The organism is Cedecea sp. FDAARGOS_727 (assembly GCF_012273235.1).
Classification (GTDB): Bacteria; Pseudomonadota; Gammaproteobacteria; order Enterobacterales; family Enterobacteriaceae; genus Cedecea; species Cedecea davisae.
Genome location: NZ_CP050966.1, coordinates 4,186,698 through 4,210,037 on the forward strand (window position 1 = coordinate 4,186,698; position 23,340 = coordinate 4,210,037).

The 23,340-nt window shown below is 57.6% G+C and carries 14 protein-coding genes and 1 pseudogene; 10 read left to right on the forward strand and 5 right to left on the reverse strand.

All coding sequences use genetic code 11. The features are described from left to right. Positions 1–109: 109 nt before the first annotated feature. From FOC35_RS19670 to FOC35_RS19685, 4 genes are all read right to left on the reverse strand, one after another. Positions 110–1,840 (reverse strand): ABC-F family ATP-binding cassette domain-containing protein, encoded by a 1,731-nt coding sequence (locus tag FOC35_RS19670; RefSeq protein WP_172569896.1) that lies wholly within the window; start codon positions 1,838–1,840, stop codon positions 110–112. A 1,068-nt stretch (positions 1,841–2,908) separates the two neighbouring features. Continuing rightward, entirely contained in the window at positions 2,909–5,050 is a 2,142-nt protein-coding gene (locus tag FOC35_RS19675) for a virulence factor SrfC family protein (protein WP_172569897.1), read from the reverse strand. Continuing rightward, the gene (locus FOC35_RS19680; protein WP_172569898.1) at positions 5,047–8,019 is read right to left on the reverse strand and encodes a virulence factor SrfB; all 2,973 of its coding nucleotides are present in this window, start codon (positions 8,017–8,019) and stop codon (positions 5,047–5,049) included. The genes FOC35_RS19675 and FOC35_RS19680 overlap by 4 nt, the downstream gene beginning before the upstream one ends. 2 nt (positions 8,020–8,021) lie before the next feature. Next, positions 8,022–9,392, reverse strand: coding sequence for an SrfA family protein (locus tag FOC35_RS19685; RefSeq protein ID WP_172569899.1), 1,371 nt, complete (start codon positions 9,390–9,392; stop codon positions 8,022–8,024). Between the two features lie 279 nt (positions 9,393–9,671). Between FOC35_RS19685 and FOC35_RS19690 the strand changes: the two genes are divergently transcribed. From FOC35_RS19690 to FOC35_RS19705, 4 genes and pseudogenes are all read left to right on the forward strand, one after another. After that, complete coding sequence (locus FOC35_RS19690) at positions 9,672–10,223, forward strand: flavodoxin family protein (protein ID WP_172569900.1); 552 nt, start codon at positions 9,672–9,674, stop codon at positions 10,221–10,223. Positions 10,224–10,385: 162 nt separating this feature from the next. Further along, complete coding sequence (locus tag FOC35_RS19695) at positions 10,386–10,844, forward strand: MarR family winged helix-turn-helix transcriptional regulator (protein WP_172569901.1); 459 nt, start codon at positions 10,386–10,388, stop codon at positions 10,842–10,844. 59 nt (positions 10,845–10,903) lie between these two features. Beyond that, positions 10,904–11,964, forward strand: a pseudogene (locus tag FOC35_RS19700) (HlyD family secretion protein). Then, on the forward strand, positions 11,954–13,015 hold the full coding sequence (locus FOC35_RS19705) for a DUF2955 domain-containing protein (RefSeq protein ID WP_172569902.1): 1,062 nt from the start codon (positions 11,954–11,956) through the stop codon (positions 13,013–13,015). Before FOC35_RS19700 ends, FOC35_RS19705 begins: the two are co-directional and overlap by 11 nt. 2 nt (positions 13,016–13,017) lie before the next feature. Here the strand turns inward: FOC35_RS19705 and FOC35_RS19710 are convergent, their stop codons facing one another. After that, positions 13,018–13,536 (reverse strand): Lrp/AsnC family transcriptional regulator, encoded by a 519-nt coding sequence (locus FOC35_RS19710; protein ID WP_172569903.1) that lies wholly within the window; start codon positions 13,534–13,536, stop codon positions 13,018–13,020. Positions 13,537–13,628: 92 nt separating this feature from the next. Between FOC35_RS19710 and FOC35_RS19715 the strand changes: the two genes are divergently transcribed. The 6 genes from FOC35_RS19715 (at position 13,629) to uca (ending at position 23,339) form a co-directional block, all read left to right on the forward strand. Beyond that, a complete protein-coding gene (locus tag FOC35_RS19715; RefSeq protein WP_172569904.1) occupies positions 13,629–14,828 on the forward strand; it encodes an MFS transporter in 1,200 nt (399 codons plus the stop codon). Between the two features lie 98 nt (positions 14,829–14,926). Next, the gene (locus FOC35_RS19720) at positions 14,927–15,646 is read left to right on the forward strand and encodes a glutamine amidotransferase (protein WP_172569905.1); all 720 of its coding nucleotides are present in this window, start codon (positions 14,927–14,929) and stop codon (positions 15,644–15,646) included. 136 nt (positions 15,647–15,782) lie between these two features. Then, a complete protein-coding gene (locus FOC35_RS19725; protein ID WP_172569906.1) occupies positions 15,783–17,381 on the forward strand; it encodes an ABC transporter substrate-binding protein in 1,599 nt (532 codons plus the stop codon). A 67-nt stretch (positions 17,382–17,448) separates the two neighbouring features. Beyond that, on the forward strand, positions 17,449–17,682 hold the full coding sequence (locus FOC35_RS19730) for a DUF2526 family protein (protein ID WP_172569907.1): 234 nt from the start codon (positions 17,449–17,451) through the stop codon (positions 17,680–17,682). A gap of 230 nt (positions 17,683–17,912) precedes the next feature. Continuing rightward, positions 17,913–19,709, forward strand: a complete 1,797-nt coding sequence (atzF, locus tag FOC35_RS19735) for an allophanate hydrolase (protein ID WP_172569908.1) — start codon at positions 17,913–17,915, stop codon at positions 19,707–19,709. Positions 19,710–19,718: 9 nt separating this feature from the next. Next, complete coding sequence (gene uca, locus FOC35_RS19740) at positions 19,719–23,339, forward strand: urea carboxylase (protein ID WP_172569909.1); 3,621 nt, start codon at positions 19,719–19,721, stop codon at positions 23,337–23,339. Position 23,340: the final 1 nt, after the last annotated feature.

The window sequence follows — 23,340 nt, forward strand, 5'->3', positions numbered from 1 at the left end:
GTGATTAATGTTAAGTAAGCCGCGCAAAAAAGAAAAGAATATATTAGGGAATTAGTGGCGCTGATGTATTTCATGAAAAATAAGGCCACCATTACAGTGGCCTTATTAGTTAAATCGCTAATTTTTTATTTAACACTTCAATCTCACTTCGCCACTGACTTTGCAGCGCCGGTTTCTGGTGCTTTTCCTTACGCGCCATATCCTCAGCCAGCTTTTCCTCCAGCTCGATTAGCCGCTCCAGTAGCTCATCGCTTTCGTGCCAGGATTTTGGCCTGTCCTCCCGGAGAGGAGGACGAGCTTCGGAAACCGGTTGGCCGGTTTCTTCGGCGGTGAGCAGGTCGTACAGCGCATCCAGGTCGTGCCACTCGCTAAGCTCGCCGTTATCCACCAGCCAGAAGCGATTACAGCCTCTGACTATCAGCTCGCGGTCGTGAGTCACCAGCATCACGCCACCTTCAAAGCTTTGCAGCGTTTCAGCCAGAGCTTCTTTACCTTCCATATCCAGATGGTTGGTCGGCTCGTCGAGCATCAGCAGCGAGTAGCGCGCCAGCGTCAGGCCTACAAACAGCAACCGTGAACGCTCTCCGCCGCTTAGCGTGCTGACGGTTTGCTGGTGGCGCAGCCACGGAAAGCCAGCGCTAATCAGCGCCATCTTCCGGTTCTGTTCGCTAAGCGCGGCAAAGGGCTCAAGCGCTTCGAGCAGCGTATTGCCGTCTTTTAGCTGGTGCAGCGTCTGGTCATAATAACCGAGATGAACGCGAGGATGCAGGCGGATGCCTTCCTCCTGCTCCGGCTGCTGATACTGTTGCCAGAGTAGGCGCAATAGCGAAGATTTCCCGCAGCCGTTGCGGCCAATAATCGCCACGCGGTCGCTGCTTTTAATCCGCTGTAAGGGGAGATTAAACAGCGGCTCGCACTCGGGCGCGGGGCGTACGTCCAGCGCTTCCAGCTCCAGCAGGCGGTCGGCCGGTAGCGCTTCGCCTTTCAGCCTCAATTGCCACTGTGTCCCGGTGCTTAGCTCGGTTTGCTCATCCTTGAGCTTGTCGATGCGCTTTTCCATCTGCTTAGCTTTACGCGACAGATCTTCGTTGTCGTAGACCTTGCCCCAGATAGCAAGGCGTTTGGCGCTGGCGGCGATACGGTCAATTTCCTTCTGCTCCGACTGGCGGCGGTGGGCATCGGTTTTATCTCGTTCATCCAGCGCGGCACGCGCCTGAGAGCAGGGCAGAGCAAAGAAATGCAGCGTGCGGTCGCGCAAAATCCAGCTGCCGTTGGTGACGTTATCCAGCAGGTTGCGGTCGTGTGAAACCAGCACGAAGCTGCCGTTCCAGCCACGCAGGAACTGCTCAAGCCATAGCAGCGTAGGCAGGTCGAGGTGGTTGCTCGGCTCATCCAGCAGCAGCAGGTCCGGTTCGCTAATCAACGCGCGCGCCAGAAGCAGGCGCGTATGCTGCCCGCCGCTCAGCGTGCCCGAAGTAAGCAGCCAGTCGGCTTCGTTAAAGCCCATGCTTGCCAGCAGAGCCTCCGCGCGCCAGCGTTCACTCTCGCGCAGACCCGTCTCAATTTGAGCCAGCACGGCGTCCAGCATAGTCATCTCATTGAGACTTTCCGGCAGATGTTGTTCAACCCTTGCCATCAGGCAGGCGCTGGCCCGCGTTACCGAGCCGCTATTTGGCAGCAGGGTGCCGTCCAGCAGTTTCAGCAGGGTACTTTTGCCGCAGCCGTTATGGCCGATTAAGCCGATGCGGTCGCCTTTTTTAAGGGTAAAAGTGATGGACTCCAGCAGCGAACCGAAAGCGGTGTCGAGGTGCAGAGATTGGGCGGTTAATAAAGTGCTCATAGGTACTTACTCAAGAGTTAGGGCGTAAAAACGCCTCGTCGTATAAAGCTGACGATAACCCGGTAAGCCCGAGGGAAGGGATTTAGTGAATGTCTTCGCTCAAGCCGAAGTTATCGCAGCACGGAACCGATAACGCTTGAGCAATGACGATCGCCAAAAGTATGCGAACGATTAAAACGCTCACAAGACAACATGGGGATCCTCCTTATATTCAGTTGGTTTATAGGTGAAGCGATTGTAGCGGGAAATTCAGCTGGCTGCCAACTGCCAGAATTCCTGGCTGCATAAACGGCTCTAACCAGAAGAGATAAGCTCTGCAAGTATTGTGATGTTCCGTTCACCCGTATATCTGTTTTCCCTGCACGCTCTGCGAACGGTGAACGTGTCAGGGGGCAAGGGCGTGGTTGTGGGACCTGAAGCTACTGTTATTTTCAGTATTGCTGCGGGCTTAAAGCGCGGCACTTGTTCCGGCTTAAATCGCCTCCGTTTTCTCTCCGACTGACCAGGGTCCGGACGCCGGGAGCGGGCGGAGGCTGTGAGCGTCGGGAACGCATCGCAGCCGACCCAGGGCAGGGAGATAAAACGGAGGTTTACCGCTTGCGGCGATTTATCTCGCCGGGAGTCCGGGTGCTCAGGGGAGTGACGGTGACTCCCCTGAGACGTTCACGGGTGCCGGAGCTTCATAAGCAGCGGGATATTGCGTGAACGGAATTCTCTCCGGGTTGGCATAAACAGCTCTAATCAGGAGAGATAACCTTTGTGAGTACGGCTATGTTCCGTTCACCGGTAAATCTGCTTCCTCTGCACGTTCTGCGAACGGTGAACGTGTCAGGGGGAAAGGGCATCGCTGCGGGATTTAACGCTGGTGATAAAGCTATTTTTTGCCCCCTCGCCCCTTTGGGGAGAGGGCCGGGGTGAGGGGGATAATGAGAGCCGGAGATAAAAGCGTGGCCATTGTTCCGGGTTTGCATAAACGCCTGTAACCAAAAAAGATAACCTCTTAGCGTTGCATATATGAACTTGGCTCAACCCTGGGTGAAATGTCCGCCAGGGTCAGGACAACCTCATTTACCCCAATAATTTCAGCAATGTCTGGCGCTGCTTATCGTTTATATCCTGCGGGTTCTGGTAGCCGATGTTTTCTGTCGCTCGGGTGTAGAGCGCAACCAGCCAGTCGTAAACATAGCTGGCGTTGCCCCGTGTTGGCTGCTCGCCAAGCTTTGTCAGGCGGCGGCTGATGTCGGCCTGAGCTGGGGGCGCAAATACCGCCTGGCCTTTGTTTACACGGCTCGCCGGGCGGCCAGAAACGGGAACGCTGGCATAGCCCAGCCAGGCGATGAAGTCACCCAGCACCGTGCTGGCGCGGGAAATGTCCAGCTCAAGGCCGGACTCGCCGCTCTGCATGCTGCGTTCCAGCATGGCAGGAACATCCAGCCGGTAGCTGGCGACAATCAGCACCTCACACAGCGCCTGAAGCTGAATGCCGTCGAGGCCAAACTGGTGCGCGGCTTCGCGGCGATGACCGAGCAGTCGCAGGTGATTAACCCAGAGCTGGTGCACGGCGCGGGCATAACTGATGCCATCGGTCACCGGCGCTTCGCTCTCAACGGTGTCGGCAAACAGGTCTATCTCCAGGGCAAAACCTTCCGGCTTCGGCTGATGCTGCTGTTGGTGCTGAAGCCAGCGCTGCTGGAGCGCATCGCGGGAAGGCACCAGGCTGGCAAGCAGGTTGCCGTGCTGGGTCGCTCGGGATTGCAGGGCGCGAACAAGATCTTCTGCCTGCTGGCGAGCCTGCTGCTGCGTGACCTGATGGGCTTCGCTAAAGCGCTGGAACAGGGCCACGGTTTGCGCGTCCAGCTCGTTACGCAAAGCGGCAATGCGCTGTTCGCGGCGGGCGTGATTCAGAGCGTCTGTCAGCCATTCAAGCAGGCGGTGCATATTTCGGCTGTCCAGCGCCTGTAGCGTTCCCCAGCGTTTGCCGGGGTGGCCGACCAGCCTTTGTACGCCATCATCGAGACTGGCTCCGCTGGTGAAACGGGCGTCGAACGGCGTGATTGTCCAGACCAGACCCGGCAGCGAACTGTGCCCCGGGCTTTGGGTGCTGTCCACCCACCATGCCAGCGCTTTACCGGTCGCCTGAACTTCAGCGCGCTCGCTTACCGCGTTGCAAACCAGCAGCGTATCGGGCTGAAGGCGGTTGGTGTACCAGGTGAGCTGGTGCCCGGGAATGTCCAGCAAATCAACCAGCTGCAGTGCGGATTCCTGGTTCAGGGTAAACACAACTTCGGCGCACAGCAGGGCAAGATCGCTCTGCGGCAGGCTAAGATGTGGGCCAGGCTGTCGTTCCGAGAGCGGGCAAACCATTACGTCGGCCTGCTCCTGAGGATCATCCGGACTTGCCGGGATCAGGAAACCTTCGGCTGGCAGCAGGAAGCTGTCCACCACCAGGCTTGCCGGAGCCAATACCTGCTCCACGCCGCCGAGATGCTGGAGCGCGTGAGCCAGCCGCAGCCAGGTCTCGGTCAGGGCGCTATCCTCTCCCCACAGCAGGGCAAACAGCGAAGCACGATCTTCCACCGTAAGCAGCGGGGCGAGCTGTGCCATCTGATAACAAACGTTAACGTCGAGGTGATTCTGGCGACGCTGCAAGCGGTGGTAGCCACGCAGCAGATCGGCTACCTGTTCGGCCGTTAGCCCCTCTACCGGCGTGGCCTGACGGCGGGATTCAAGTTCGGCTAAGCGCAGGGTTACCGCGCTGGAGGTGGCAAGGCGCGGAGCCGGAGCTGCGTGATATTGGTTAATAAACTGCTGAGCCAGCTCGACTTCGCTATACAGTGTCAGCAGCAGGGGGTAATTATCCACTTCCGGCGGCTGTTGTGAGCTAAAGCGTACCGCCATTGCAGCCGGAGTATGGCCCGGATTAATGTGCGTCAGGTAATCCAGGCGTTTGTCGCCAAGCTGAATATCAATGCGGCAATTCGGGTTGCCTTGCAGAGTATTCAACAGATGATTTTTACCGTCCAGCGCGTGGCCGTAGATGCCGAGCGTTAGCGGCGCGTCTTCAAGCGAGGTAATGCGTCGATTTCGTTCGCTAAGCTGCTGGAGTTTTATCAGCAGGCTGTCGGCTTCGCTGTCCAGCAGCGGAGCAAAAGTACGGGTCATCTGAACCCAGTTCACCAGATGGTTAAGCGAGGTGGTTGACTGCTTCATTTTTGGTACACGCTCCCGCTGTCTATCCAGTAATGCGTCGCGCCGCTGTAGCTGCCGGCGAGGGTATTCAATTTAAAACTCAGTTGTTCAAGCGGCACTTTACTGCCGTCTGAAAGCCACGCCTCCGCCAGATGGAACGACTCGGCCTCACGGGTTTGCTTCAGCCTGACGTTAAGTACGCCGTCTCCGGCGATAGACTTGGCCAGCTGCGGCGAGTTGATAGCCAGGGTATACAGCGGCGTGGCGGGCCAGCGCGCATTATCCAACTGACGAAAACCGAGGCAGGCGTTGCCGCGCAGCGGGAAGTGAACTCGGGTGTCCAGGCTCGCCTGCGGGCTATCAAGATCGATATCGCGATACCAGACGTTTTCTTCCAGCAGGCGGTCGTTGCCGTCCAGCATGCCGAGATAACGCACCGTGGAGTAGGCCTGAATATCGGCGGCCTTAAAGTTAAAGCTGGGCAGGCGCAGATCCATCGCCAGGCTGCACAACATCGCGCCCACCGCAGCGGTAGATTTCGGGTTGCCGATGCGCCCCTGCTGGCTGAATGGATACCATTCGTGGGTCTGGTAGTTATCCAGCCAGACGATACGGTTGACCGGCACCGGCTGCAAATGGCGCAGCAGCGCCTGCACGCCCGGCAGGCAGCCAGGGCGGCCGGTGACCAGCAGTACGTCGCAGCAATAATGATTGATCACTTCGCACAGCGCCTGTAAAGGGGCGGTGAGGGTAAACTGGCCCGCCAGCAGCGCATCCTGCAGCGCGGCAATTTCTGCCTGTAACGGTACGCTCATCACGTCGAACTGCGGCGCGTCGGCGGGGAGCTCATGCTGCACCGCCTGCTGAACGTAATTGATGACGTTGCGGGTTGGCATTTGCGTCAGCAGCTCGCCAAAGGTGGCTTCCAGCACCGAATCCGGTTCTTCCTGGTCGCTCTCTTCCCAGAACGAAAGCACCGCATGGCCCAGCGGGATAAACAGCTGGAGCGCGGTTTGCTGGCGCAGGGTGGCGCGGGTATCCATGCGTCCTGACTCGCCGAACAGCGTCGTCATCAAACCCGGAGCATCGGCCACGCCGGCTTTATGAATATGAGCCTGTAATGCGGGCAGTACGCAGCGCTGGATAACGTCCAGCAGGATGTCGTCACCGGCAACCTTAAACCCTTCGCGGAACAACAAACGCGGGGCGATTTTCACGTTGCTGCCTACGCCGTCGTCCAGCTGATACTGGGTGATGGCCATATCCGTCGTGCCGCCGCCGATATCGATAGAGGCGACGCGCAACGTTTTGCCTGCTGGTTCGTCTGGCCTCAGCGCGCGGTCGGGGCGGGCCAGGCTTTCAAAGAAGCGCCCGGTTTGCCCGGCGTAGTTAACCAGCGCCTCATTGTACAGCCAGACCAGCTGTCCGCAGGTCGCTTCGTCCCACTCCATCTGCACTTCCGGCACCGGCACAATGCTTTTTTTCTTATCACGCTCAAGCGTGAAGCCTTCGTCCGTCGGGTGCCAGTCCATTGCTTTCCAGACCAGGCCTACCGCCTCCTGCATGCGCTGGCGGAACAGCTCGCGCTCGGGCTTCGGCATTGCCGAAGGCAGGGTAAGAATGAGGTTACGCAGCTGACGCGGCGACGTCGGGTGGCCCATGCTCTGGCGCGAACCGATGCTGTTGACCTGCATCAGCGCCTGAGACAGCAACTCGCACAGCATCAGGGTCATCAGTGAACTGCGGCTGTACTGCGGGGAAAATACCGGCAGACGCTCGTCCATCGGCAGGGCGTAAAGCGGCTGGCCGTCGTCGTTCATCAGGTTCATCAGCGGGAAGGCGGTCGCGAGCGGCTCACGCTGGCTTTTCACGCCCATCTGGCTGAAGCGCCAGTCCTGGCCTGCGGGCGTAACGTCCCACAGATAGCGGCGCGGGCTGGAGATGCCGCTGGCACCTTCCGTACCCAGGCGGGCGCAGGCCATGCGGCGGGCTTCGTCGCCCACGCGGGCAATAGAAGGCCAGACGAACGCATCGTCGCGGCCGCTCTCCACGGAGAAATGCTGCTTGCCGAATTTGGCTTCGCTGAACTCCAGGCGGCTGGTAAACATTGCGTCGTTGATCAACTGCGGTTCGCTAAGGGAGCGGATTTGCAGTTCGGCTGTCTGGCGCAGGCCGTCGTTCTCTTCGCCGTGGTCTTCAATCAGTACGCCGCAGGTGTGGGTATTTCCGACGTCGAGCACTAAATCCACATCAATCGCCGGAGATTGCAGCGTAGCGGTGACGATTTTCACTTCCGGTACCGCAAGCTGATTGCCGATAAGCTCGAGAATATTCAGGTAATGCGCCTGGTATTCGAACGCTTTCATTGCCGCGCTCAGGTCGCGTTCGGCGCGCTCTTCCACGCGTGTGGCAAACTGGCTAAAGGCTTCACGCAGCCAGCCGTCGACCCAGGTCTGGTCGAGAAAATCTTTGATTTCGTGGTTGTGCCATGCCAGCGCAAAACGGGTGCCGTTGCGCACGTCGCTCTCGGTCGGCGCGAGGTGCGCCGCGGGATGATCGTCGGCGTAGATTTTGCTGTCCAGCGCGATGCTGATACGCACCGTGTTGCCAGCAGAGTCCGGCGTATCGAGGACACGAACCTGCACGCGCGCCCAGTTATCCGGGCCGCCCACAAAGGTACGCGGCGGGTTAAAGCGCAGGAACGGCAGCGGCAGCCAGGTTTTGTCCATCATCCGCAGAGAGTGACCTAGCGTAATGGTGCTTTCGGGTTTCACCACTTCAGGCGCGGAGCCGTTCTCCCCGGGCAGGGTAAATTTGCCAGGAACTACGTCGTAGTCGAGGCGCAGCAGCGGGCCGTTGGCCGTCTGGCGCACAAAGCGCCCGGCGTGGGCGGCATTTGTTTGCGGCGCCAGGCCAAAATCCAGGAACTGAATGCCGCTGTCTTTGATGAGCGTAACGCTCGGCTTGTAGTTAAAAAGAGTCGCCAGCATTATCAGTTACTCACTTTACGGAAGGTGATAGGCACGACTTTGTCGTTTTCATAGCGGCCCGTGCACTCTGCGGCACTGTTGCTGCCGGTCTTACAGGTGACTTCCGGCATCGGGTAGCGGTTGCCGTCGCTGCAACGTGCGCTGCCGCGAGTTTTAATCATCAACGCGCCGGACTGATGCAGGCCGGAGAAGACTTCGGCTTTACAGACTACATTGTCGCCGTAAACCAGGCGCACGCTGCCTTTGTTGTTGGCAATCTGGTAGCGCAGGCTCGGCGGCTTGCCGGTGATAGGATCGCTAAAGTTGATCTGTGCCCGCCAGGTGCCGTTGAGGAATTTGGTGGAGCCAATCTTTAACGCCTCGGCAGGGAGGATCAGCGCATTCTTCGGTACGTCGGCGGCCACGGCAATAACTTCAGGCTCCGGGGCGGCTACTGGCGCAGGCTCGGGTTTTGGCGGCACCACGACTTCGGCCTGGGTCAGCGGCAGGCTATTTTTAGCCACCTCGACCGCCTGAACGGGCTGCGGGGCACCAGGCTGAGGCACAACCTCGGCCTGGGCAACGGCTACCGATGCGGGCTGCTGGCCTGAAATCAGGAAATAACCAACTGGAACGGCAACGGCGAGAGCAACCACGGCGGCTACCGGCAGTAGCCAGCGGCGTCGGGCCTGAGGCGCGGAAGCGGGCTGCGGTTGAACTTCAGGTGTTTCTTCAACCACGGCGGCGTTAGCAGGGGCGGGGCCAATGCTGTACACCGGCGATTCATCTGAGGCCTGGAGCGCAACCGGCGCTTCGAGCAGCGGTTTTTCCGGCTCGCTAATCACTACCGGCAGAGGCTCCGGCTCCGGCATTACCTCTTCCGGGATAAAAGCAATCTCCGGCTCACGCGGTTCGACCGCACGCAGGCATCCAAGCACATCGTCACGCGCGCCCTGGTTCAGGTTTACAAAGCCCCAAAAAGTGATAACTGGTTTACCGTTCACCAGGTAAACGTGCTGGCTGCCGGGAAATTGCAGCGCTTTCTCGAGCAGGGCACCAAACAGGCGAATGGAAGTTTTTTCCGCCTGCTGGCAGCGGGCGCTAAGCGAAGCCACGTTAGACAGACAATTATCGAGGTAGCGTAGGGCGGTGCGGCGTTCTTCATCGCTGGCGGCGGCCCAGCTGGTCACGCTGCCTTCCTGCGGAGAATACCAGTCTACCCGGTCACCTTCATCGTTCGGCTGGGGAATAGCCAGCGCGTCGGCGACGGCCTGCTGCTTACGAAGGCGTAAGGTTTCGCGTATCTGAAACGCCGAATCAAACACCGCCTGACCGTTTTCGCCCAGTGCGAGAAAGTCATCAAGGCATCCACTGCGCAATAATGTTTTTGCCACGTCATCAATCCTGCTGTTAACGGCTCACCCGAGAGCCACCTTCACGCTTAGCATTTTAACCAGGCGGCCCTAAGTCAAACGGCAGAAGAGACGGCAAAATGGGTAAATTATCTGGCTATTAGATACAACAGTGGCTTAACTACAAAGCCGATACTTACCCGCAGGTAAGTAACTTACGGTCGGGTAACTTCTTGACCTGTAAGTAAAAGAAGGTGAGGATGGATGAAGTTTTGCGGCCATCTGGCCGGAGCCTTTCCACTAACCATGTCGAGAAAAATTATGGCTAAAATCGCTGTTATTTACTTTTCCGGATACGGCCACACCAAACGAGTGGCGGAGCATGTCGCCAAAGGCGCTAGCGCCGAACTTATCGCCGTTGACAGCAATGGCGATATTCAGGAAGCAGACTGGCAAACGCTTAACGACGCCGACGCGATTATCTTCGGCGCACCAACCTACATGGGCAACGTTCCGTGGCAGTTCAAGAAGTTCGCCGATGCCTCTTCCAAAGTCTGGTTCACCCGCGGCTGGCAGGACAAAGTGTTCGGCGGCTTCACCAACAGCGCCAGCCTGAACGGCGACAAGCAGGTTAGCCTGCAGTGGATGCAGACCCTTGCCTCCCAGCACGGCGGGATCTGGGTCAGCCTCGGTCAACTGCCTTCTAACACCCTGGCGGCAACCCGCGACGACGTTAACAACCTCGGCGGCTCCGTTGGCCTGCTGGTCCAGTCTCCAGCCGATGCCAGCGCAGAGCAAATTGCCCAGGGCGACCTGGACACTGCGGTTAAATATGGCGCTCGCGTTGCCGATGTAGCCGCTCGCCTGAGCTAAATCCTGCCTTTCACCTTCTAAGCGCCTGCGGGCGCTTTTTTTGTTTTATCCCACCCGCTATTTCCCCGTATTGATTACCCCTGGTGATTATCGGTTTTAATTTCCAAAGTTATAGTTATCATGATAACTATCAAAGTAACTATTTCCCGGCAGGAACCCATCATGCATGAAGATAAGTACGATATAGCAGGCTTTGCCGACCGGCCGCTGGGTATGCGTCTGGCGATGCTGGTTCGTCTGTGGCGAGGGATTGTTGATGACGCCGTCGCTTTTACCGGCCTGACCCAATGCAGCTGGACGGTGCTGATGCAGCTTAGCGTCGCGGCGGATAAAACGACCGTGACGGATCTTGCCAGGGCGCAGGGCATTGATTTACCTCCACTGACCCGAACCCTCGCGGTGCTGGAGAAGGAGGGCTATGTGACCCGCATGCCGGATGAGAAAGATCGCCGGGTGAAGTTTATCTCGCTGACGGAATCGGGGAGGCAGGCGATTAAAGCCGTGAGCGAAACCGTCGAGCGCTGCCAGCTTGAGGTTGCGCAGGACATTCCTCAGAAACAGCTCGAGCAGTTTAGCCAGACGGTTAACCAGCTCGCGGCCAACATGATCAAAATTCGCTAATACCTTTTTTCTGGCTGCGGCATGAGCGGCCCGTTTTTGTCCTCTTTTTGTGAGTAGTTATGACCCCTGAACAACGATTTACCCGCTGGGTAAAAGTGACGCTGGCGCTGTTTGCCGCAATGTTTTTCTATTTTCTTGCCGCTGATATCTGGGTGCCGCAAACCCCGGACTCAACTGTTATGCGCGTTGTTACCCCGATATCTTCCCGCATTTCCGGCTACGTGACGCATATCTACGTCAGCAATAACAGTCTGGTGAAAAAGGGCGACGTGCTGTTTGAAATCGATAATAAGCCTTATCAGAACCAGCTCGAGCGCGCGGAAATTGGCTACCGGCAGGCGATTCTGGATAACCAGCAAATTGATGCGCAGATTGCTGCCAGCCGGGCGAAAATCAAAGCGGCGCAGCTCGACGCCGATAACGCCGGGCGCAGCTATCACCGCTACAACGGCCTGAGCAGCGGCAACCTGATATCCAGGCAGGATTTAGATACCGCATTCACGCGCTGGCAGAGCGCTGAGCAAAACGTCAATAACCTGAAGGCCGCGCTCGATCAGTTGGTTATTTCACGCGGCAGCCGCGATGAGCAAAACGTCACCCTACAGAAGTACCGTAACCTGCTCAACGATGCCCGGCTGAATTTGGATTACACCCGCGTGGTAGCAAGCAGCGACGGGGTAATCAGTAACCTGCAACTGAAAGAGGGCTGGTATGCCGGAGCCGGAGCGCCCGCGCTGGCGCTGGTGAGCGATAATCTCGATATCGTGGCTGATTTTCGCGAAAAAAGCCTGAGTAAAACCCTGCCCAATACCGCCGCAGATATCGTCTTTGACGGCCTGCCGGGGCAGGTGTTTAAAGCACATGTCTCCAGCAAAGATGCGGGCGTTTTACGGGGCAGCAGGCCATCAACGGCCAGCTATCGGCCCCTGAAACCTCAAACCGCTGGGTGCGTGACGCGCAGCGAATGCGTATCCACCTGACGCTTGAAGGCGAGGCCATGCCCGCTCTGCCTGCGGGTGCCAGAGCAACGGTTCAGCTATACAATTCTCCCTCGGCATTTGCCTCGTTTATCGGCAGCATGCAGATAAAACTGGTGAGCTGGCTGCACTATGTTTATTAAATTTATCCTCGGCCCGCTCAAGCGTAATAAGCCGACACCCTTCAGCGGTAATGACTTCCGCCATATGCTGCGCATCGTGATGGCGGGCTGCATCGGGATGTTTGTCTATAGCTGGGTGAATACTCAGTACGGGGTGTTTTACGTTGTCTATCCGATAATGCTGACCGGGCTGGTGCCGATATTTAACGGCCACATTGCCCGGCAGATGATAGCCAACGCCCTGATTAACTGCGTTGAAATGACGGTGCTGTTCACCGTGCTGGCGACATACCCGCTGCCGATGACAATTATCGTTTTTCTGATGTATATGGTGCGGTTCTACCTGATGAGCCGCGGGCCGCTTTTTCTTTTCGGCTCAATGGGCGTGGTTTGCCTGAGCGTGATGGCGAACTTTCTCAGCTACCCGACAACGGACATGAGCGACCTGATGATTTCAAACATCATCGGCAGCCTGTTGGCCGTCGGGCTTTCGGCGCTGGGCTGTTACCTGCTGCCCGACGTAGAGCCACGGCAGCCGCCTCCCGCCATCCAAAAGGATGGGGCGAGGGTAATGCATGAAACGCTGCTGGCTTCGATTACCGCTACTCTCCTGTTTACGGTGTTTCAAATTTACACGCTGAATGATTCGCTGGCGGCGCTGATGGCCGGAATATTTGCGCTGTTCCCGATGCACTTTCGTGGGGCGATCCTTTCTTCGTGGTGGCGCATTGTTGGTGTGGTGGCAGGCTGTATTTATGCTCTGTTGGTGCAGTTGGTTATTTATGACTTCAGCCGCCACCTGATTTTGCTGATGCCGCTGATTAGCCTGGGCTTTTTACTCGCGGCGCGTATACATGTGTTTGAGAAAGTGGGGCCGGGCGTTGGTTTCTCTATTCTTACCACCCTGGCGCTGATGTTCGGGCAATACATGCACCCGAATCAGGACATTGTTTTTAGCGCGTTGTACCGCATTTCATCGGTTTCGGTGGCGATTATCGGCACTCTGGCGGTCACTTTTATTGTCCATAAGTTGCTGAATAATTTCGCCTCAACGCGCTATGTGATGAAGTAAGGCTATTCCTGCCCCGGCCAGTCGCTGGTGATGCCGGGCTGAACGGGGCGTTCGAGGTAGGTCGAAAGCACAATGTAGGTTCTGGTCGCCAGCACGCCGTTAATCTCGTAGAGGTGGGCGAGCAGGGCCTCCAGGGCATGTGAATCCTCGGTACGGACTTTCAGCAACATTGAGGTATCGCCCGCCACAGAATGGATCTCTTCTACCTCCGGGTAGGCGGAGATACGCAGCAGATCCGGCGTTTTTCCCCAGCCTTTGGTGTCAATGTGGACAAAGGCCAGCAGGTTCTTGTTGATAGCTTTCGGGTCAATAATCGCGGAGGTCTGCTGAATGACGCCTGAGCGCCGCAGCCGCTTAACTCTTTCGTGCACCGCCGGAGCGGAAAGCGCCACCTTTTCACCCAGATCCGCATAGCTGATGGTGGCATCTTCCACCAGCGCGCTTAATATTCTTCGGTCGGCGGCATTGATATTTCGCTCCGCCACGCCGTTCTGCTTAATACTATCTGTTTCTTTTTTCATATTGCCTCTGGCTGATGATCCTGAATTTCATTCGGTTAAAATTGGTTTTTATCGAATATAAGTCAAGTTCTAATCGTTATCCTGGAAGCAATATGAAAACTAGCCAGTGTCTGGAGTGTCATCCGGAGCCGTCTCTGACATCCTCTAAAGCCGTATATGTACTCACCGGCTGCGTCGGCGTAATCGGCGCAAACTCAATGGTGCTGGGGCCTATTGGCCCTGAAGTGGCCGCTTCACTCGGCGCGACTGTGCCGGCGGTCATGATGGCCGCTGCGGCCTTTGGTCTCGGGACGGCAGCAAGCGCGTTATTCCTGGCCCGGTTTATTGATTTGGTTGGTTCGGCCAGAATGCTGAAATTCACCATGAGCCTGCTGGGTGCGGCTCTGCTGTTCTGCGCATCTTCACCGTCCGTCACGTTGTTCGTTGCTTCTCAGCTTATTGCCGGGGTTGCCTCCGGGATCGCCTTACCCGCTATTTATGCCAGCGCCGCGGCCATCGCTCAGCCGGGCAGGGAGAGCCGGACCATTGGCAAAGTGCTGACCGGCTGGACGCTGAGTATGGTGGCGGGCGTTTCCTTCTCGGTGGTTCTTACCGAGCTGATTAGCTGGCGCGCGGTTTACGTTTCTGTGAGCGGGCTGGCGGCCTTGGCGTTATTCGCGCTTATCCGCTTAAACATGCAGGATCGCCCGGCTGCCGGGATCGCGCCGTCTCCGCTTTCTGCGCTGAGTTTACCCGGCATAAAATCCTTGCTGATGGTTTGCGGCGTTTTTATGACCGCTTTTTATGGGCTGTATGCTTACCTTGGCGATCATCTCCATCAGGGGCTGGGCCTGCCGGTTACGGCAAACGGCGTAGTAGCCGTGGCCTACGGCGCAGGGTTTGGCTGTGCGGCATTTCTTAGCGGCATGGTGGATAAGCTTGGCACCCGAAGGCTGATGCAGCCCGTGCTGCTGGTAGCGGCAGCGGTTTACCTCGGGCTGGCCTTGCTGGGCGGCAGCTTTATGGCCGTCATTTTCCTGCTGTTTACGCTTGGGCTGGTTAACCATCTGGGCGTCAATCTGCTGATTCAGCGGCTTACGGCAATCGATCCGGCAAAGCGCGGCACGCTGATGGGGCTGAACAGCGCCGTAACCTACCTTGCGGTCTTTGCCGGGAGCAGCGGCTATGGGCCACTCTACACTCATCATGGCTTTGCACTGGCGGCCCTGGTTTCGCTGGGTTTAACCGTTCTCGCGGTGCTTACCTGCCTGTGGAGGGACTTCGCCGGTCAGGCAATCAGGGCAGCAGATTGAACATTCTGGCTTACATTTTATAGCTTTTTTGTCTGAGACAACCCCGGCGGCCTGTGCTAATTCTGGAGCATCGGGATTACGCTGAGGATGACTTACGCATGAGTGAAAAATTGCCAGTTCTGCTGGTGCAGATGGGGCGGCCGCCGGTCGATATTCGCAACGCGGTGGGCGACCAGCCGTCGTGGTTTGAGGCGGCGCTAAAGCACCCGGATGTCGAGCTTAAAATTGTTCGCCCGTTCCTGGATGAGCCGCTGCCTGCGCCGGAGACCTTTCAGGCTGCGGTAATTACCGGCTCCTGGTCGATGGTGACCGAGCACGAAGCCTGGAGCGAGCGCACGGCGGAATGGATTAAACAGGTGGTGGCCGCCGGAACGCCGCTGTTTGGCGTCTGTTACGGACATCAGCTTATCGCCTATGCGCTGGGCGGGCGAGTGGACTACCACCCGCAGGGAAGTGAGGTCGGGCAACTTCAGGTTGAGCTAAACGCGGCGGGCCAAAAAGACCCGGCGCTCGCTCATCTTTCCCCGGCGTTTCCGGTATTTTTAAGCCATGAGCAAAGCGTGCTGGAACTGCCTCCGGGCGCGGTCTGCCTCGGAGCGTCCTCCCACGACGCCAACCAGATTATCCGCTACACGCCGAGCGCGATTTCGGTGCAGTTCCACCCGGAATTCACCCCCTCGGTGATGAACAAGATAATTGCCAGCCGCAGCGAGCGGGCGGCGCTGAAGGGCAAAGACAAACAGGCCTTGCTGAGCGAGGTCAGTGGAACGCCTGAAGCCAGAGCCATTTTGCAGCGTTTTGTATTGCCATCTGCCTGAATACACACCTTAACCGCCACCATTGCACAGGAAACCGGATGTTTGCTGTTTGATTGTGGCGCCATGCTGTGCTGTTATTACTGTGAGTAATAATAAGTTGATCAACCATTTGGCAAGCAAATAAAAGGCAAACAACATGTCTACAGGGAAAACTCTGCTCGGCCTGCTGCTGAGCTCGCTCCTCCCGGCGAGCGGCGCAATGGCGGCGGCAAACAGCACTCTGGTCTACTGCTCTGAAGCCTCTCCGGAATCCTTTAACCCGCAAATCGCCAGCTCCGGCCCAAGCTTTGTCGCCAGCTCGCAAACGCTCTATAACCGCCTGATTGATTTCAACCCGAGCGACAATACGCCGATCCCTTCACTGGCAACAGAATGGAAAATCAGCCCGGACGGCAAAACATATACCTTTACGCTGCGTCAGGACGTGAAGTTCAACAGCAATAAATTCTTTAAGCCGACGCGCGACTTCAACGCCGACGATGTGGTGTTTTCGGTCATGCGCCAGAAAGATGCCAACAACCCGTACCACAAAGTCTCCCAGGCGAATTACGAATACTTTAACGACGTCGGGCTGGACAAGCTTATTGTCGATGTGAAAAAACTGGATGATTACCACGTTCAGTTCACCCTCAGAGAGCCGAACGCCGCCTTCCTTGCCGACTGGGGCATGGACTTCGCTTCTATTCTTTCGGCGGAATATGCCGATGCGATGCTAAAAGCGGGCACGCCGGAGCGCGTGGATAACAACCCTATCGGCACCGGGCCGTATGCGCTACAGGATTACAAAATCGATTCGGTGATCCGCTATGTTGCCAACCCGAACTACTGGAAAGGCGAGGTGCCGACTAAGCACCTGATCTTCTCTATTACGCCTAACGTGCAAACGCGCCTGGCCAAGTTGCAGAAAAACGAATGCCAGATTATCCCGGCACCCAGCCCGGTGCAGTTTGACGCCATCAAGGCGGATAAAAACCTCGCGCTGCACAGCATCGACGGCCTGAACGTAGGCTATCTGGCGTTTAACACCGGCAAAAAGCCGTTTGATAATGCTCTGGTGCGCCAGGCGCTGAACTACGCGGTGGATAAAAAAGCCATCGTTAACGCAGTGTTCATGGGCTCCGGCACGGTGGCTAAATCCCCGATCCCGCCGACCATGCTCGGTTATGACAAAGATTTAAAAGATTACGATTACAACCCGGAGAAAGCTAAAGCGCTGCTGAAGCAAGCCGGGCTGGATAAGGGCTTTGATACCGACCTGTGGTCGATGCCGGTGCAGCGTCCCTATAATCCAAATTCACGCCGTATTGCCGAGATGATCCAGAGCGACTGGGCGAAAGTTGGCGTTAACGCCAAAATCGTGACGTATGAATGGGGCGAATATCTGGCCGGGATGCGCAAAGGCGAGCACTCCTCCGCGCTGTTTGGCTGGATGTCCGACAACGGCGATCCGGACAACTTCGCGGATACGCTGCTGGGCTGCGGCAGCGTTGCCAGCGGCTCCAACGTTGCCCGCTGGTGCGATAAAAACTACGATGCTCTGGTACAGAAAGCCAAGCTCACCAGCGACCCGGCCGCCCGCGCTAAACTCTACGTTCAGGCTCAGCAGGTTTATTACCAGCAGGCTCCGTGGATTGCGCTGGCTAACGGAAAAACCTTCTACGTTACCCGCAGCAACGTCAGCGGCTACAGCGTGAGCCTGGCCGGAAGCGACTTCTCTAAAGCGAAGCTGGACTAAGACACTCTCGCCCCTCACGAATGCAGGTGTGAGGGGCGAACCCCTGTAAGAACCGTAAGGAATATCTATGGCTCACCTTGAAGACGTTATCAGCCGTGTAGACGCGGCAATTGCCGAAGACGTCATTGTTCATATGAACGAGTTACTGATCGAATTAAGTGAAGACGCGGAGTTAACGCGTGAAGGTCGCTACGCCCAGCAGCAGCGCCTGCGTATCGCCATTGCCCACAAGGGCAATCATCATAAAGAAGAAACCGAAGAACGCCGCGAGTTACTGACGCGCAGCGGCACTATTATTTAAACTGCCTGCTCACGGTATCACTTCAAATAATATATCCGGCGGAAGATGCGGTCGCCGGATATCTCCTCTGAATAAGCCATCCGCACTAAAATAAAGCGCCATAACGGTGCGATCAATATAATTAAAACTTATCCATAAACCCTATGTTATTGTTAGTTAACAGGTTAAATATTCTGGCATTGTAATTGCTTTATCTATTCCATCTTGTATACCAGTTGGGATGCCAGTTTATGACAGTCGCTCTGTTATCGCAGTGGATTAATGATTACCGCCCGCAGCCCGACATTCTCGTCGGCGCTTACCGCCGGCTGATGAGGGATATTTCCCGGCAGGATAATGCCTGGATTTATATTGCAAGCGAGCAGCAAATAGCTGACCAGCTAAATTTTCTGTTGCAGGCGTTAAATGCCGGAACGAAAACGGTGGATGATTTTCCCTTATTAGGCGCACCGTTTGCGGTTAAAGATAATATCGATGTTGCCGGGATGCCAACCAGCGCTGCCTGCCCGGAATTTACTTATCAACCGGGCAAAGACGCCACTGTAATTGCGCGCCTTAAAGCAGCCGGGGCAATCGTGGTGGGCAAAACCAACCTCGACCAGTTTGCTACCGGCCTGGTGGGAACACGTTCGCCTTTTGGGGCGGTGGTAAACACCTTTAACCCGGATTATGTGAGCGGCGGCTCAAGTTCTGGCTCTGCCTCCGTGGTGGCCCGGGGCCTGGTTTGCTTCTCGCTGGGAACCGACACGGCAGGTTCCGGCCGCGTACCCGCCGGGTTTAACAATATTGTGGGCTTAAAGCCGACCAAAGGCTGGCTTTCAACCACGGGCGTGGTGCCCGCCTGCCGCCTTAATGACTGCGTATCTATTTTCGCCCATACCGCAGCAGATGCCAGCATGGTTGCCAGTGTGGCGGGCGGCTTCGATCCGCTCGATCCCTATTCGCGCGTGAATCCCAACACCGCTCCGGCTCGTTTCAACCCGGCTATGCGTTTTGCCATTCCAGACCGGCTGGAGTTTTTCGGCGATACGCAGAGCGAAGATGCATTTCAACGTTCTCTGGAGCGGCTGATGGCAATGGGCGCGGAGCTGGTTGCCATTGATTTCAGCGACTTCATCACGCTCGCAGAGCAGCTCTATTACGGCGCATGGGTTGCAGAACGTACCGTGGCGGTAAAAGAGATTTTTGAAAAACACCCGGAAGCCATGGACCCAACCGTGCGCGGCATTGTTGCGGGTGGGCTGAATTACTCAGCCTGCGATGCCTGGCAGGCCGAATATACCCGCGCCGGGCTGTCGCGCCGTATCAATCAGCAACTGGCGGAATTTGACGCGCTGGTCGTGCCGACTTCGCCAACTATCCATACCATCGCGGAAATGCGGGATGAGCCTGTGCGCTACAACTCGCAGTTTGGCACTTATACCAACTTCACAAATCTCGCCGATCTCAGCGCACTGGCGCTGCCCGCTGATTTCCGTGCCGACGGTTTGCCTGCGGGGATAACGCTGATTGCGCCAGCCTGGCATGACGCCGCGCTCAGCCACTTCGGCTCGGTCTGGCAAAACCAGTCTGGTCTGCAAGCAGGAGCCACCTCGCAGAAACTGCCTGCGACCCGGCCTTTTACTCCGAATGAGGGCTACGTGCGCGTGGCGGTCGTTGGCGCTCATCTGCGCGGTATGCCGCTGAACCACCAGCTTACCGATCGTAATGCGGTGTTTATCGAAGAAACGCACACCGCCGAAACCTACCGCCTGTACGCCTTAGCTAATACCCAGCCGCCAAAACCTGGCCTGGTGCGAGCGGCAGAGGGGCAGCCGATTGCCGTTGAGCTTTGGGACATCCCGCTGGCTCGTTTCGGGGAATTTGTTGCCGAGATCCCGGCTCCGCTTGGCATTGGCACGCTCACCCTGAACGACGGGCGCAGCGTGAAAGGCTTTATTTGTGAACCGTGCGCAACAGAAGGCGCGACGGACATTACCGCGTGGGGCGGCTGGAAAGCCTGGCTCGCTCGCCATCATAGCGCCTGAGGAGGGAACATGTTTAGCAAGGTACTGATAGCCAACCGCGGTGAAATTGCCTGCCGTGCCATCCGCACGCTGAAGCGAATGGGCATTGCCAGCATTGCCGTTTATTCGGACGCCGACGCCAGCGCGCAGCACGTTATTGACGCCGATATGGCTATTGCTCTGGGTGGAGACAAAGCCGGTGACACTTACCTGAATATTGAAAAAATTCTGGCTGCTGCCAAAGAGAGCGGCGCGGAGGCGATTTTCCCCGGCTATGGTTTTCTCTCAGAACGGGCCGAGTTTGCCGAAGCCTGTGAGGCCGCTGGCATCATTTTTATCGGCCCAACCGCGCAGCAAATAAGCGATTTTGGCCTGAAGCACCGCGCCCGTGAACTGGCTTCCGGGGTGGATGTCCCCATGACGCCGGGAACCGGCCTGCTGACATCGCTCGCAGAGGCGCAGTTGGCGGCGGCAAAAATTGGCTATCCGGTGATGCTAAAAACCACGGCAGGCGGCGGGGGTATCGGCCTTACGCGCTGCGATAGCGAAGCAATGCTGCTTGAGGCCTGGGAAAGCGTTAAGCGCATGGGCGCGCAATTCTTTAGCGATGACGGCGTGTTTATCGAACGCTTTGTCGATAAGGCTCGTCACCTTGAAGTGCAAATTTTTGGCGATGGCAAAGGGAAGGTCGTGGCGCTCGGCGAGCGTGATTGTTCGCTACAGCGCCGCAATCAGAAGGTGGTGGAAGAGACGCCCGCGACAAATTTGCCGCAGGCAACCCGCGAGGCTATGCATCGTGCTGCCGTGGCGCTGGGTGAATCGGTCAACTACCGCAGCACCGGTACGGTGGAGTTTATTTACGATGCGGCCCGGGATGCTTTTTATTTCCTCGAAGTGAATACCCGCTTGCAGGTTGAGCACCCGGTAACCGAGTGTGTAACCGGTCTTGACCTTATTGAATGCATGCTTCGCGTGGCGGCGGGAAACTCCCCGGACTGGCAGAAAATGGCGGAAGCCCCTCAGGGCGCGGCCATCGAAGTTCGTATTTATGCGGAAGATGCGCTGAAAAACTTCCAGCCCTCGCCTGGCGTCTTGAGCGAAGTGTATTTCCCGCAGGATGTCAGGGTAGACGGCTGGGTCAGCACCGGCAGCGAAGTGAGCGCGTTTTACGATCCGATGATCGCCAAGATCATCGTTCACGGCGCAGACCGTCAGCAGGCGTTAAGTAAACTAAACGCGGCTCTGGCGGCGACCCGCCTGCACGGCATTGCCACCAATATCGACTATCTGCGCCAGATTATTCAGTTGCCGGAGTTTAAAGCGGGCGTGATGTGGACGCGCCTGCTGGATAGCGTGAGTTATCAGGCTCATGCCGTTGAGGTGCTGGAGCCAGGCACCTGGAGCAGCATCCAGGACAGCCCGGGTCGCCAGGGCTACTGGGACATCGGCGTGCCGCCTTCCGGGCCTATGGACGATTATGCCTCCCGGCTGGCTAACCGTATCGTCGGCAACCATCCTTCCGCCGCCGGGCTGGAGTTTACGTTGCAGGGGCCAACGCTGCGCTTTCACAGCGAGGCGACAATTGCGCTCACCGGCGCGCCTTGCCCGGCCACGCTTGACGACCAGCCGGTAAGTTTCTGGCTGCCGACGGTGGTTAAAGCCGGGCAGGTTCTCAAGCTGGGCCGCGCCAGCAGCGGGTGTCGCACCTATCTGGCGGTGCGTAACGGTTTCGACGTGCCGGTTTATCTCGGCAGCCGCTCGACCTTTGCCCTCGGGCAGTTTGGCGGCCATGCCGGGCGCACTCTGCGCATTGCGGACGTGCTGGCTATCTCGCAGCCCGGTCTTCCGGCCTGCACCACGCCTGCGCCTATCGGCCTGCCGCAGGCCCCGGAACCGGCGCTTATCCCGCAGTACGGCGAAGTCTGGGATATTGGCGTGCTGTACGGGCCGCACGGCGCGCCGGACTTCTTCACGCCTGAGTCGATGGAAACCTTCTTCAGCGCCGAATGGCAGGTTCACTACAACTCTAACCGTCTCGGCGTGCGCCTGGTGGGGCCAAAACCCGAATGGACGAGAGCCGACGGCGGCGAGGCGGGGCTGCATCCGTCTAACGTTCACGACTGCGAATATGCCATCGGCGCGGTGAACTTTACCGGCGACTTTCCGGTAATCCTCACGCGAGACGGGCCAAGCCTCGGCGGCTTTGTTTGCCCGGTGACGATTGCCAAAGCCGAGTTGTGGAAGGTCGGGCAGGTTAAGCCCGGCGACCGGATTCGTTTTCACGCCATCAGTTTTGAGCACGCCCAGTCGCTGGAAATTGCCCAGCAGGTGGCCGTCAACCATCTCTGTGCGGTAAACACCTTGCCTGACTTGCATCCTTCCATCGAGCCGGGTGCGACGACCAGCGCCGCTATTCTTGCACAACTGGCCGCCGAAGGGGCGCTGCCTGCGGTGACTTATCGCCAGGCGGGAGACAGCTATCTGCTGATTGAATACGGCGACAACGTGCTGGATCTGGCGCTGCGGCTGCGCATTTACCTGCTGATGAAAGCGATTAAACAGGCCGGACAGACGGGCATTGAAGAGCTAGCTCCGGGCGTGCGTTCGCTGCAAATTCGCTATGACGGCCAGCAAATTTCCCAGAGCCAGCTGCTGGCGCTGCTCCTGAGTCTGGAAAAACAGCTTGGCGACGTAACCGGCCTAAAAATTCCTTCTCGCGTGATTCACCTTCCGCTGGCATTTGAAGATAGCGCCACGCTGGCTGCGGTGGAACGTTACCGGGAGACGGTGCGGGAGGAGGCGCCCTGGCTGCCAAACAACGTCGATTTTATTCAGCGTACCAACGGGCTGCAAAGCCGTGAAGAGGTGAAGCAGATCCTGTTCGACGCCAGCTATCTGGTGCTGGGCCTGGGCGACGTATATCTCGGCGCACCCTGCGCGGTACCGCTTGACCCGCGCCACCGCCTGCTGAGCTCCAAATATAACCCGGCACGCACATGGACGGCAGAAGGCACGGTGGGCATTGGCGGCATGTATATGTGCATCTACGGCATGGACTCGCCCGGCGGCTATCAACTGGTGGGGCGCACGCTGCCTATCTGGAACAAATTCCTCAAAAACGAGCAGTTTGGCGACGAGCCGTGGCTGCTGAAATTCTTCGACCAGGTGCGTTTCTACCCGGTAAGTGAAGAAGTGCTAACCCGCTTGCGCACCGCATTCCGTGAGGGGCGAGCGCAGATTGAAATTGAAGAGGTTGAGTTCGACTTCGCCGAATACGGCCGCTTCCTTGCCGACAACGCAGAAGATATCGCCGCATTCCGCAGCCGCCAGCAGGCCGCCTTCCACAGCGAAGTCGCGCACTGGAAGGAACAGGAAAGCGCCGCGGTTGAAAGCGCGCTGCTCGCCGCCGGAGTGCCGGATGAAGAGCAGGAAGGGCAGCTGGTTAGCGCTGACCTGAACGGCAACGTCTGGAAAATTCTTGTGGAGCCGGGCCAGAGCGTGAAGCAGGGCGAGCCGCTGATTGTGGTCGAGGCTATGAAAATGGAGCTGCTGGTCAGCGCCCCGTGCGACGGCAAGGTGGTGCGCATTCAGTGCCTGCAGGGGCGACCGGTGGGGCCGGGAGATGCGCTGCTGTGGCTGGACGCGGTGTAAG